The sequence below is a fragment of the Candidatus Hydrogenedentota bacterium genome, assembly GCA_019637335.1.
GTDB lineage: Bacteria > Hydrogenedentota > Hydrogenedentia > Hydrogenedentales > JAEUWI01 > JAEUWI01.
In genome coordinates this window covers 127,365-141,232 of sequence record JAHBVV010000004.1, presented here as the reverse complement: position 1 = coordinate 141,232, position 13,868 = coordinate 127,365, and the positions used below count along the sequence as shown (strand labels likewise).

Genomic DNA, 13,868 nt, shown 5'->3' with positions numbered 1-13,868 from the left:
GGACACAGCGCGGGCCGGACCTGTGCGGGGACGTATTATATCAACTCGGCGGTATTTCGCAACCCCCGATGAAAAGCACGGTCTTACCGCGAATCGGCGGAGCCGGCGGCCTCGCTTTCGCAGGAATCGTCCTTCGCGCACGGCTCGCCCGACCGGCAGCAAACCTCGTTCCCGAAGTCGTCCGTGACGGGGCCGCGGCAGCCGATCTGGCGCGCACCCATCCGGTGGCGGGCGAGCAGGTGGATCCCAATCCAGACCCCGAAAATCAATACGAGGGCCAGGATCGCAACCACGGCATTCAGAAGAACGGTGCTCATCAACATTCCTTGCAGGATGGATTACAGGTAGTGGAAGCCTGTTTCGCCCATTATACCGCAGAAATCCCCCGGGCAGGCAAGCGAAGAGCCCGCGCCACACCACAGGGGGCGGGCGCGGGCCCGGGAATTAATCAGGGGCTTGTCCGTCAGGGGGCCGGCAGGCCCTCCGCCGCCACAGTCAGCGTGGCCGGCGTGGCGAAGTCAGCCGTGAACACGATATCAAACTCCTGCTCGCCCTCGGGGAGGTTCTCGCGGATGATATGAATGGTCGTAAACGACGTCTGGCCGGGGCCGGCGTTGCCGGATGTATCGCTGAGCTCGAGCCACGCCGGGAAGGCGCCGGTATTCACCCGCCAGACCAACGTGCTCTGGCCCACATTTGTTATCCCGAAATCCTGCGAATCGGGCGTAAACCCGAAGTTGATGAAGGTCTCGTCAAGTTCGATCGCGGGGCGCTGAACATCATAGTCAATGATAATCGGGTTGAGAACCCCGGAGACATTTACGGAACCAAAATTGTACGTTACAAATATCCGGCCCCGCCGTGGACCGGGCGGCAACACGGAACGATCAACATCGATAAACATGGTCGACGGGGTGAACGTTGAGGTAACAAAACCTTCCTCCGGCGTGTTTTCCACGAAACTCAGGAAGGTGGAATCGGAACCGATCGCCGCCCGCCAGCACAGCCCGATATTCACGATCCCGTCGCAGCTGAACTCCCCGGTTATAGGGTGCGGCGCGGCGCCGGGCGGCACATGCGACCCGCCGAGATTGTAGACATCGATCTCGACCCGATCCGTCGCGTCGTCCAGCGGAATGATGAAGCTCGCGTCCGTGTCCTGGGGCGCGGGACGGGAATCGAAATAGGGAGCCGGGAACGAATTCGCCAGAAACGCGCCGCCGCTCACCAGGATGCTATCGGGATGCGTGAAGTACTTGGTCTCGAAGTTCGACGCCGAATAAACGGGTTCGACTACTTCGAAGTTCAGCGTAAACGCCTGGGTCACGTTCGATACGGTGATGTACAGCAGGTCCCCGTAGTCCGAGAAACGGAGTGGGGCGCCATCCGGCGAACTGAAGGTATAGGTGGGCGGAGCGCCGCCGGTGTCCCAATTGGAGATGAGGCCACCGGCTGTTTGCGGGGCCCGGGCGACCGACAGCGTGGGGGACTCCAGGCTGGACACGCTGATATTGAACGAAAGCCGGGTAATGTTCCGCGGGATATAGTCCGCGCGCACAACCACCACCGCCTGCCCGCCGGAGATGCCTTCGGTCTCCAGGGCTATCTGGCCCGCGCGATTATCGCCCTGTATGGTGGAGAAATCCTGCTGCGGATAGGACACGCCGGCGCTGATCTCCCCCTGCTCCGGAAGGCACGGCGAATTCTGGTCGTTGGGGTCGTTGAAGGTAAGGTTCGCTTTCACGAGCACGCTGGGCTCGCGGTTGAGCGACGAATAATTCAGGACGACCTGGTTCGCCAGATCATTGGGAAGCGACTGATCGCAGACATCGCCCGCGTCGAGCGCGCACCAGTCCTGCAATTCCGAGACGAGCGGAATCCGGATCGGTACCCCAAACGGATCCTGCGCGCCCGTGGCGCGCGAACGCGTGGAGTAGTAGTGGCCGCCGGTACTCGTCGCCAGACGGATGATCGGGTCCGTGTTGACCTGCGCGCCCCAGCCGACGATGAACAGGCGCACGCGGCGCTCAATGGCGTAGTTCGCCGCGTCGGTGACGCGCCCCAGGCTGGTGTCGCGCCCGTCGGTAACCATGATGATCCCCTTGACGTGCGCATCGTCAAACGGAATCAAGTTCTCGTTCGCATCCTGGGCGACAACAATGTCCGTGCCCGCAATAACAGCGGGGATCAGGTCCGTGGCCCCGTTGTCCTGCACATTGACTGAAGCCAGGCGGCTCTGAAGAATGGCCTTGTCGCGCGTGAACGCGGGTTCGCCGTCCGCCGGGTTGATCATCCGCACCACGCCGGACTCGGGAATGGCGTGATCGTTAAAAACACCCAGACCGACACGGAAGTGGGCCGGAAGCTCGTCGAGCAGTTGAGGTATCGCCTGAAGATACAGGGTCTTGAGCGCGTCCTCGGTAAGGCTTGCGGGATCGCCGAGCTGGCCGTCCGCAAGGACCGCCTCGGCGGATGCCCGCATACTGCCCGAGAAATCAAGCAGCACCAGCAAGTTCGCGGTGAAACGCTTCTTGAGGAACTGGTTGGTTTCCGTCAGCTCCAGGGGAACTTCGTTCTCCGAAATCCGGAACAGCGCCCCGACATCGTTCAGGCGGCTCTCGGGGAGCGGGATTATCTCCGATCGCACATTGCGAAGCATCAGCACGTTGCGCAGCAACGAAGGCACGCGGGTCGAGGGGAGGGCCGATTCAATGGTGAGCCCGGCGGCTTCCACCGTAACCGGGATCTCCAGCGTGGCCACGTTCGGATTCGGCACAGCAACACCATTCTGGATCAGGAAGGCCGAAATTATGAGGCGGCCCGAAGCGCTCTCCCCGTCCAGGCGCGAGCGATCGACGGACACGCTGTGCGGCTGGAAATCCTTCAACGCCGAGGCCGTGCCTTGACTGCTGCCCGTGGCGGGCGAAACCGCAAGCCACTCCTTGTTGGAAACGACCTGGTAGTTCAAGATGGTGCCCGGATCCCCGTCGTTGTAGATCTCGAGTATTTTTGCGTTCTCATCCTCCTGGAAGCCGATGGAACCGGGGCGCGCGCCAATAACGATAACGGGAGCAACCGAAACGGAAACATCCAGCAGGGCCCGGGGGCGATCGGGATCGTTGGTGGTGATCTCGAGAAATGTCTGCACCCCCGGGGTGGAAAGTCCCGTGCGGTTTACCCGCAGCGTCACCGTCTGCTGCACGTTCGGCTCAAGGCTGCCCTGCGATGGGTTCAGCGACGCGATCCAGCTCGGCAACGTCCCAAAGCTCCACGCGAGTGTACCGTTGCCCTCGTTCCGGATCACGAAGGTCCGCGTATCAACCGTGGCGGGCACGGCAAGCGTGGGGATGCCCCGATCATCGATGTCATCGGACTGCAATACAAAAACCGGGCTCTGCGCGATGGCCGCGGTCAGGTTTACGGTAACGGTATTGGAGGCATCGCGGGACGCCGTAATCGTAAAGCTGTGCTGCAATTCGAATACGCCCTCGGGAGCCCGCGAGCGATCAATGCGAAGAACGACTTCATCCGTTTCATCGCCGGTTACGCTGCCGCTTGCAACGCCGCCGCCGTCCGTGGGTGAGAGGGACAACCAGGCCGGAAAGCCGCTCGAATTGATCCGCCAGTCCACCGTGCCGATGCCAACGTTCCAGATGGCGACGCGGCGTTCGATCAGGCTGGTTCCAAAAACGATGTTTCGCGGAGAGGCTTCCAGCCGGGCCGGCTCGGGGCGGCTCATCGACACGGTTACCGTCTCGCGCAGCCCGCTACCGGCCGCGCCAAGCACCACTTCAACCTCGGCGGTGTAATTCCCAGGATCCACCGCATTCGGATTCGCCGTAAGCTGGATCGTACGCAACGTCGAAACGTTCCCGTTCGTCGGCGAAACACTCAGCCAGGGATTGCCCGCCGGCACAGTAATCTCGAAGGGAAGGGGATCGGAGGTCAGGTTCTCTATGACAAAACTGCTCTGACGGGTCGCCGTAATGGATCCAAAATCGACCGTGTTCGGTGAAATTGCGAACCCCGCCACATCCATGCTGACCGCGATCGTGGCGCTGAAGCCCTGGGAAGCGGACGTGACCGTTATCGTGCCCGAATAGTCACCCGGGTCGAGGCCCGCCGGGCTGGCCAGCACATCCAGGGAAACGGTCGCCAGGGGCTCGATCGAAGTGACCACATTCGCGACGGAAAACCAGGAAGGCGATCCCGACGCCGGGGCGGAAGAAATCTGGACGCTGACGGCGGTGTCGGAGGGATTTGAAATGGTGAAGCTTCGGCTCGAAGGCGCGGCAAGCGCGCCAAATTCAATGCTGCTGGTGGATACGACCAGCGGCGGCACGGACATGGTCACCGTGATTTCGGCATCGCCGCCGTTGGAGGTAACCGGCACCTGCGTGGTGTAATTGCCCCCGGGGAGACCGGCGCGATTAACCGTGAATTCAACGGAGTCCGAGCTTCCCGCCGAAACATTGCTGTTCTGGGTACGCGAAGCGGCAAGCCAGGGCGCGTCGGCCGGAATCGCGAGGGACCACGAAAGCGCCTCGGACCCCGTATTCCCAATGGTGACCTGCATGGACGTGGTCGCCGACCCGAAGGAGAGGGCGGTGGGAGAGACATTCAGTTGCGCGGGCCCTGCGGCCGCAACGCTCACGCTCACGGTCTGGGTTCCCGCATTGGAGGTTACGGTAACGGTGGCGGTCCGGGAAGTGGACTGGGCCAGCAACGCGCGGTTTACGTTCAGCGCGATCGTATCGACCTCGGTCGTGGATTCGCCCTCCACCATCTGTGCCTGCTTCGCTCCGGCAACGGACTCCAGGGTAAGCCAGGGCGCTTCGCCGGTTACCTCGGCGGTCCAGGTGAGAACGCCCCCGCCCGTATTGCGGATGCGCAGGGTCTTGGAGTCTTCGTTCACGCCGAAATTCAGAGCGAGCGGAGATACGGAGAGGCCCGGCTCCAGCGCCGTGGGGCAACCCGAAAGGGCAATCGCGGCCAGAACCAGGCCGAACAAGACTGTGCAGCGCAGTGGGCGTAGCATCCCGAACTCCTTATCTTCGTATTGACTCATTCGTGTCGCCACCATACCTTCTCTCTGTACTCCGTCTACGGGTTCGTGATCAGCGTGATCGGTATGCTTTCTGGCACGAAGAACGTGTATTCGCTACTGCTCAAATCGAATTCAACCAGGGCCGTCTCGGTCGTTCCCGGCGTCTGTCCGCTCCGATCCACCACAAAATGGACCGTCTCGGATTCGCCCGGTAGCAAGGTGCTGCGCGGGACCAGGCCCATGGCCTCGCCATACCGGATTTGCGAAGCAGGCAGCCACGCCGGCAGCGTCGCGGCGTTCACGGCCCAGTTGAAGCGGTCAAGCGTCGTGTTTCGCACGGTCAACGTGAAGGTGTTCACATTGCCGGCGATCTCGAACGGATTGGGGAGGATCGGGGTGCCCGGACGCTGATCGTCAAAGGGGAACGGATCGTTGAAATCGGGGAAGGAGTCCTCGTCGATATCGAAGGCGAAGGCGGATTCCGGATCGAAGCCCTCGATGCCACTGAGAAAACCGAGTTCCTCGGCGGGAGCCGCAATATCCGGGCGGTTGAACTCCACCGACAGGCGCCGGTTCGCGTTCGCCAGGCCTCCGGGATAGAGGAAGAACTTCGTGCCGGACGGCTGGCGCTCCGACGCGGGGGAGACGTAGATCTGGTTGTCCATGCGCATCGCGACCTGGAATTCCGGCTGGCGCGCGCCATTCCCGAAGGAACTCACGAAATCACCGAGATTCGTGAACGTCAGCTTGAGGAGATTGCCGAAAGAGCCAATGGGCAGCGAGTTTTCCTCATCCGTGATGATCCGGTAACGGCCTTCACCATCGGAGATCAGGCGCCAGTCCGCGGTCCCCACGTTATCGTCCGCAAGGATGCCGTCCGCCGCCAGCGCCACCTGCATCCGAATGCCGTCCAGCAGGGCGGCGCTCTCGGCGGGGATATCGTCGGGCGCCACCAGGTGGAAACGGAACGAGAACGCCGTCACGTTTCGCGGAACGTAGTCCGCGTATACATACACTTCGGCGCGGTAACGCTGCTCCGGGTCCACCGTCGTGAGATCTTCGAAAATACCGGCGGTGCGCAGGGAAACCTGCCCCGCGATCGGATCGCCTATGAAGAACGTACCGTCCCGCTCAAACGCGCCCTCTATCAGGCGCCCGTCGTCAAGGCGGTAGCGGCCGGAGAGCAAATACGCGAAGGGCGCCTCCTTCGGCGTCATATACGTGACGACCGACTGGTTGTTGAATTCCTCCCAGATCGTACCCGGCTCATCCCGAACCGCGGTCGCGACGTTCGAGACAGAATTGTTCGCTCCCGCGCGGAACTGGACCGCCACCGTGCCGTTGCCGTTGCCGGCGGTCACACGGAGCGCACCCTGAAGTAGTGTGCCGGGATCGGCGTCGCCCGGATTCAGGGCGACGGTAATCTGCTTCGAAGCGTTGCCAGCCACGACGCCGGTGGGTTCCGTGATCGCGCCGAGCCACGGCGAGGATCCGTCCCGGGTGACTTCATAGAAAATCGCCTGCGGGCTGAAATTCTCGATAAGGAATCCCGCGCGCCCGTTAAAGGTCCCCGATTGGGGCAACAGGCGCATATTGCTCCGGGTCCCCAGGGCATTCCGAAGATCGGCAACCGTGGAGACGCTGTACAAATAGCCGCCCGACGCGCTCGACAGTTCCAGCATATCGCCGATATTCACCGGATCGCCGTTCGGGCTGTAGGTGACCGGAAAGAGGCGCGTGCGCGTTTCTTCCGCGCGGCTCTGCACGTCGCTCAGGCTCAGGCCGGATACGTTGTCTTCACCGTCGGTGATAAACACCACCGCCCGCACGTCCGCGTCGTCAAAAGGCAGCACCCCGGCCGGATCCTCCTCGGCCAGGTCCCGCATGGCCTCCCCGAGCGCGTCGTAGATGTCCGACACGCCGAACAGGGCGGGGGAGAGCGTGAACCGGTCCAGGGCGTCGCGCAGGCGCTGGCGATCGCGGGTGAACGGCTGAATAACCCGGTCTTCCCGGGTGCGATCGCTGAAGTACATCAACTGAAGCTGGAAATTCGGGGGCAGGTCATCGATGAAGGCCCGCGCCGCCTCCCGCATGAGTTCCACCGCCTCGCCATTCCGCAGTGCGTTTTCGCCGGTGGTTCCAGCGCGGTACATGCTCCCGGTGTAGTCCAGCATGAGCACGACGTTCCCGCGGTAGTCAAAAGTCAGGAACTGGCTCGTTTCGTTCAGATCCAGCGGGATCTCGTCCTCGAAAATATCGTAGGCAAGCCGGTCCCGGTCGGCCCGGGTTTGAAGCGGCACGATCCGCCCCAGATCATCGCGGTTGCTGAATACGAATCGCAGCAGGTTCGGCGGGCGGCTGCGGTTCAGGGCCCCGGTGATGACGAAGGGTTGCTTCTCAACGCGCACCTGAATGGTCACCGGCTCCACCGTGGAGACGCGGTTGCTGAAGCTGCGATCAAAGGCCCGCACCGTAATCGTCCGCGTTTCGACATCCTCCACCAGGGCGCTGCGATCAATCGTGACCGTGACCGGCACGCCGTCGGTGTACGACTGCTGATCGGGCAGGAAGAAATCCTGGTCCGGGCCATTGGTATTGCCGCGAAGCGGCGAAACCGAAGCTATCAGCGGGCGCGCCGCATCCCGATCATCGTGCGTGACTTCGAAAAAGAGCTCCGAGTCCACGCTTCCCGTATTGACGACCCAGAACTGCTGCTGGATCGACTCAATTCCGAAATCAAGCAGGGTGGCCCGTACAACCGGCGGTTGGAGTACCTGCCTGTCCGGCGGGCGCGACAAGACAATCTGGGGAAGGGGAAGCACGTCGATGACAATCGGAACCGAGTGGAACGCTTCGCCGGAACGTACGATGAGTTCGTAGCGGCCGTCGCCCTGAATTACGCTGCCTGGCGCCGTGATACGGACCGAAACCTCACTTGCCGCGCCAACGGCGGTGCTTCCAACGATCGGCGTGGCGGCCAGCGGCGGCGTGGCGCCGCTGTCAAGGCGATCGGCCAGGCGGATGGTCCAGTTGATCGGGGTGCTGCCCGTGTTTTCGATCGTCAGTATCGACGCCGGCTGCGATGGCGCGCTGGCGCCCGCATTCGACACCCGCAGTGTCGAGGGGCTGATAAGAAACCCGGTGAGCCCCGCGCCGATGCGGAAGGTAACCCGTTCGGATCCGGAATTCGAGTTGACCAGAACCCCAAAGCTTTGACGGCCCGCCGGAAAAGTCAAGGTGACCGGCGTGCTGGACGATGCCTGGGTCGTGCCCGTACCCGGGCTGACCGTGAAGCCCGGGGGAAACGCGATGATGGTCTCCGGATCCTCGGGATCCGGGAGGTACGCCAGGCTCCAGTTCAGCGGCGCGTTTCCGTTGTTTTGGATGGTGAAGGCCGCCGACGTGTCGGTCGCCGAAAGCGATACCGTGGATGGGGACACGCGAAGCGCCGACTGCACCGTTATCGACACCGGCACCGTTACCGTGCCGCCATTGCTCGTAATCTCCACGCCGGTGTTGGTGTAGAGGCCGGAACTGAGGCCCTGCCGCGACGCCGTAAGCGTGAGGTTCTGGTTGGCCGTGCCGATAGACCCGCTCGTGGCGCTCAGCGTGAGCCAGGGGATGTCGCCCGGTGTCCACGGCGCGTCGACATTGGCGCGCGTCACCGTCTGCGCAGTCCATTCAAGCGTACCGCCGCCAAGATTTCGCAGGGAAATATTGCTGGCCGTCTGTTCCGCCCCGAAATCAATGGCGCCAGGCGTCGCGCTCAGGCTGGGCGAAAGCTCCAGCGGGCATCCCGCGACCAAGGTTGCAGCCAGGACCAGCGCCAGCTTCCCAACACGCGATTTCCATCCAGCCATTGTGCCTACCTCAATAAAAGCGTTTGTTCTCTTGCTCCCCTTGCGAGGGTGCGGGGCCGCGCCACCGGAATTAGAAATGTCGTGCGAGATCCGTCACGCGCCCGGAGCGCCGGTCTCCGTCCGCATGTCATCAAAGAGCACGTTTACACCCAGATTGATGAGGGTGAGATAGTCCTGCTCCCAGTAGTCGAGCACTTGCCCCTGGGAATCCAGGGTCGTGTTCACCGGCAATATGACGGTATCGCCCGCCCCCAGCCCGCCGTTGGCCGCGTTCGCGGTCAGGGGGGACCAGTCCACGATATCCATGTTTGGCCCCGACAGGGTCAACTCTTCCAGCAGGAAGAGCCCGGAGATCGCGCTGATCTGCTTGACCCGGTTGTTGCCGAGGTCAAGCACGCGAAGATTGATGAGGTTCTCCAGAGGCGTGATCGACACGACGCTGTTCGATCGCAAGTCGAGCACCGTAAGGTTCCTGCACCCCTCAATGCCATCCAGCGTCTGGATGTTGAGGCCCGCCGCGTTGAGCTCCGTCACGTTGAGCAGGTCCGCCTGGGAGAGAATGCCCAGCGGCTTGCCGAGCGCCGCGCGAATTGCGGAATCGAGCGCCCGGTCACGAATGAACGCGGGGCCCCCGCCTGCCAGGGGACAGCCGCTGAGCGCGAGGGCCAGACCGGCGATCACGCCGCACAGAAGGATTCTACGTGCAGATTGTCTAAGCATTTCAGCCACCTCTTCACGGCGATCTCGTCGCAACGCGGTATGTTGTGAAGTCTGGAAACGGGCTCACGCGAGCTGCGGGCGCTCCTCAATCACTAGTACACTATACCAAAAACAGGCCACGCTGGCGGCTGTGCGATTCGGCTCGCCGCCGCAGCTTCCCGGATGCGGCGATTCCAGCCAGCGGTTTCATACAGTAATGAAACGGGGCGGGCGGCGCCTCTGGCGCCGGCAGCGCCGGATCAGTTTCCAGGCCCGGACCCCGGATCATTGGGGACGGGAATCGCGCATTTCTGCTCGATGAACGTGGTGAAGGGCAGCAAACCACCAATAATGGAAAGGAATGCGTTAATCCCCTGGGCAGTGAAGCAAATGAAATCCTGTACGGCGTCGGCACGAACCGGCTGCGTCTTGGACATGCGGGTCAGGTGTTTCACGAATCTGGCCTCCAAGGCTTGTTACCGAGATTTGCGCTAGCCTGGGCGCGATTAACCATAAAGCTAGCAGTTTTGTAAACAGTTTACTAGACTCAAACGCCCTTGTCAAGTGTTCTAAAAAGGGAAAATGAATAAAAGTACCAGATGTTGTGGTGGCCTCCGCGGCATTCCACGGATCATCAACTATATCCCGGACCCAAAATAAGGGCCGGCGCGCCACGCATCCACAACGCGCCCGCCAGGGCCGCCTTCCCAGATGGCCATGCCAGTCCGCCCCGGGTCAGTTCCGGTATTGGCGCGTGTCGACGCCGTATTTGGCGACGCGCAGTCCCATGAGCCGCTCCGTGATACCCAAATCCCGGGCCGCCTTGGCCTTGTTTCCCTTGGAGTGCTTGAGAGACTCGATGATCATCTCGCGCTCGACCCGTTCCAGGCACTCTTCCAGGGTGCCCTTCATGGGGGTGTTCGACGCCTCGGCCGTCTGGAGGGTGGGAGGGAGGTGGTGGCCGTGAACAACGTCGTCGTTCGTGAGGAGCACAGCGCGCTCGACGCAGTTTTCGAGTTCCCGCACATTGCCGGGCCAGTGGTAGCTCATCAGCATATCAATGGCCGGTGTGGATATCCGGCGCACATACTTATGGTTGGCCTTGCTGTACTTCTCCACAAAGAAATTGGCGAGTTCCAGGATATCCGTGCGCCGCTCCCGCAGCGGGGGGATGTGGATCGGAAAAACGTTGAGGCGGTAGTACAGATCCTGCCGGAACCCATTCGACTTTATCATCAATTCGAGATCGCGGTTCGTCGCCGCCAGAACGCGGACATCCACCCGCAGCGTTTCCTGGCCGCCCACCCGCTCAAACTCGCGCTCCTGAAGAATGCGAAGCAGCCGAACCTGCGTCTGCGGCGAAAGATCCCCGATTTCGTCGAGGAATATGGTGCCGCCGCTCGCGAGCTCGAAACGCCCGCGGCGCTGCTGGGTGGCGCCCGTAAACGCGCCTTTTTCATGGCCGAAGAGCTCGCTTTCGATGACCGATTCCGGAAGCGCCGCGCAATTCACCCGGATAAAGGGCTTCGCGGCGCGCTGGCTGTTGTAGTGGATGGCGTGCGCCACCAGCTCCTTGCCCACACCGCTCTCGCCGCGAATGAGCACGGTCGCGTCGCTCTTCGCCACCTGGGCAATCAGATCAAACACGTCCTGCATCGCGCCCGAACGTCCGATAATGTTGGCCGGCCGGAAGCGCTCCTGGAGCTCGCTCTGCAGCCGCGAGTTCTCCTCCAAAAGACGCTTCCGCTCGTCCTGGTGTTCCTGCCGGAGCCGGACCGCCTGCGCGATCATCGAAGCGATAATCGACATGAGCCGAACGTCCTCGTCGAGGGATTCGTCGTCCGTGAAGGGCCGGTCCGCGCTCAGTGCGCCGATTACCTGGGTCTCCATCCGGATCGGCACGCAGATGTGCGAGACATTGTCCCGTTCATCCTCCCGCGAGCGGGTTCGGTTCAGGAAAAGCGGCTCCTCCGCAATGCGGGGGACCACCACCGGGCGCCCCGTCTTCACGGCCTTGCCCACCACGCCTTCGCCGGGCTTGTAGCGGCCCCGCTCCAACTCATCGCCCGAGAGCCCGTGGGCCGCTTCGATAAACAATTCGCCCGTTTCCCGATTCACGAGCGTGATCGTGCCGCGCAACATACCGGTGTGCTCGGTGATCGCCTTCAATACGGGGCCCAGCTCATCCCGCAAGTCCATGCTGCGGTCGAGGATACGGCTGATATCGAAGAGAAGGGCGAGTTCGGAGATTTCGTTGCGGATCTTGGGCGCGGCGGTGCTCATGCGGGGACTTTCCGGGAAAAGGAACTGATTTCGACTCGAACGTACGAGATCGTAGGAAAATCAGCACGGAAAAGTCAAATTTTGCCCCGGCAAGGCAAAAAGGAGCTACAGAAATCGCCAATCCTGGAGCCGTTTCTTTCCGTATGGTAGGGCGCGTATCCGGCCGGGCCTGCTCCGAAAAAACACCTCGGCATCTCCGCAACGGCCTCATACAAGCCAGATTACAGCATCTCTCCCAAGGGATCGTCAAAGGCTGGGAGCGCAGGTCGAAGACGCGCCGTGGTGGGCGTCCCCGCCCGCCAGGCGGCGAAGCGCCCGTCCATTTTCATCCTTAATGGGTGACCCGAAGCGTCAAGAAAGGCCGTTCCGGGCGACCGCCTAGTAGCCAATGCGGTCCAGGGCCCGGTTGAGGCTGTCGGAGTTCTTCAGATCGCCCGGATCGAGCGCGCCGACGGCGTTCACGGCGGAAACGGGCGTACGCGCGCGTTCGTCGTCAGCGGCAATGTGGGCCTGCTCTCGACCGGCGTCCGGATGGGTCACCCGGCCCGTCTGGTTGTCGTACAGGAACTGGAGGCCGCTCGCCGTCCGTGGCGGTGTGGGCAGAAAATTGGGATAAAGTTCGTCGAGCGACGCCGGATAGAACCCGGTTCGCGTCCCATAGTTGTAAATCGCCGCGTTAATCGATTCCATCAGCAGGTAGTCGGCGGGGGCGGGGCCGTCCGCATTCTCGAAGACCTGGCCCGTAACGGGATTGTACCCGTAGGGGCGGCCGTCGGGCAGCAGCGGTACAGCGGCGAGATGGTTCGGAACGAGTTGCTGCAAATCGCGCGGATAGGCCCCATTCTCGGCCTGATACGCCTGGATCGCGTTGCGCAGGAGCGCGATGTCCAGATCCTTCTGGGCCTCGCCCATGGTCTCCATGATCTCGGCGGTATTGTTGGCCGCCATGTCCGAGGTGATCGCCGAGGTCATCAACAGATCAACAAAACAGCCCGAAAACGAAAACACCGGTATGATAAAGATTGCCCAACGCATGCTGCTTCCTCCGCGCCGCTACCCCAAGCCCTCAAAATCTCATCCTCGCCACACGGATTAAGTTTAGCATGCGACGCCCGGAATTGCCACGAATATTTTCGTTCTTTCCCACTTATGTCGGACAGGAACGCATGCCGGGCAAATCAGGCAATTCCGGCGCGGGAATTCAAGAAAAGGTATCACTTTAGCCGAACGAAGTACGGTGGCCAATCCAAAGCGACTTGCAACTATGGAGCGCCGGCGGCCCGCCGGCATTGCGCCGCAGGCGCAATACAACTGCAGAGCGCCGGCAGATTGCGCCGCAGGCGCAATTCAGCTAGAGAGCGCCGGCTCCATTAGTAAGAACACATACTGTTCCGCACTTCAGACCGCTAAAGTGTTACAAGAAAAGTGGGGCGCCCCGCGCGCGGCGGAGACGCCGGGCGCACCGCAATCAACCCAGGGCAATCGCATTTCAACTCGATTTCGGTATATGGGCGTAAACTTGAGTCGATTCGGAACCTTGAATCAACGATAGTGAGCGTTTTGGAGCGCCGGCATCTGTGCCGGCAAGGTCAGGGATTCGCCGCAGGCGAAATGCCAGCGCTCCAACACGCGCCCTTTTTAACAGAGTAATTCTTTAGCGGAATGAAGCTGGCTTGATTCCTCGACGATACAATCCCGCGCCGCAACGGAAGTGCGGACGAATGGGAGCGCGGGCGGCCCGCCCGCAACGCGCCGGAGGCGCGAGTCTGCTAATCAGCGGTAGTCCGGCTCCAATTCTCTCGCCGATCAAGTGTGCCGATATTGCAAACGCGCCATGCACCTCCGGTGCATTGCAGGCGGGGACGCCTGCGCTCCCAGCCTTGCGCGCTCTCGTCGTAGTGTCGCGGCATGACAAGAATGGGCTGGCGCTATTTCATACGGCTAAAGTGTTACCTAACTTTGAAGGTGCTTCATAGGGC

Annotated in this window: 7 protein-coding genes; all 7 read right to left on the bottom strand. The window is 61.9% G+C overall.

Annotation, left to right across the window (positions count from 1 at the left end; translation table 11 throughout):
• Nucleotides 1-83: 83 nt before the first annotated feature.
• The gene (locus KF886_07300) at nucleotides 84-317 is read right to left on the bottom strand and encodes a hypothetical protein (GenBank protein ID MBX3177147.1); all 234 of its coding nucleotides are present in this window, start codon (nucleotides 315-317) and stop codon (nucleotides 84-86) included.
• A 146-nt stretch (nucleotides 318-463) separates the two neighbouring features.
• Entirely contained in the window at nucleotides 464-5,038 is a 4,575-nt protein-coding gene (locus KF886_07295; GenBank protein MBX3177146.1) for a VWA domain-containing protein, read from the bottom strand.
• 65 nt (nucleotides 5,039-5,103) lie between these two features.
• A complete protein-coding gene (locus KF886_07290) occupies nucleotides 5,104-8,907 on the bottom strand; it encodes a hypothetical protein (protein ID MBX3177145.1) in 3,804 nt (1,267 codons plus the stop codon).
• 93 nt (nucleotides 8,908-9,000) lie between these two features.
• Complete coding sequence (locus tag KF886_07285) at nucleotides 9,001-9,627, bottom strand: leucine-rich repeat domain-containing protein (protein ID MBX3177144.1); 627 nt, start codon at nucleotides 9,625-9,627, stop codon at nucleotides 9,001-9,003.
• Between the two features lie 239 nt (nucleotides 9,628-9,866).
• Nucleotides 9,867-10,061, bottom strand: a complete 195-nt coding sequence (locus KF886_07280) for a hypothetical protein (GenBank protein MBX3177143.1) — start codon at nucleotides 10,059-10,061, stop codon at nucleotides 9,867-9,869.
• A gap of 280 nt (nucleotides 10,062-10,341) precedes the next feature.
• Complete coding sequence (nifA, locus tag KF886_07275) at nucleotides 10,342-11,889, bottom strand: nif-specific transcriptional activator NifA (protein MBX3177142.1); 1,548 nt, start codon at nucleotides 11,887-11,889, stop codon at nucleotides 10,342-10,344.
• A gap of 378 nt (nucleotides 11,890-12,267) precedes the next feature.
• The gene (locus KF886_07270; protein ID MBX3177141.1) at nucleotides 12,268-12,924 is read right to left on the bottom strand and encodes a hypothetical protein; all 657 of its coding nucleotides are present in this window, start codon (nucleotides 12,922-12,924) and stop codon (nucleotides 12,268-12,270) included.
• Nucleotides 12,925-13,868: the final 944 nt, after the last annotated feature.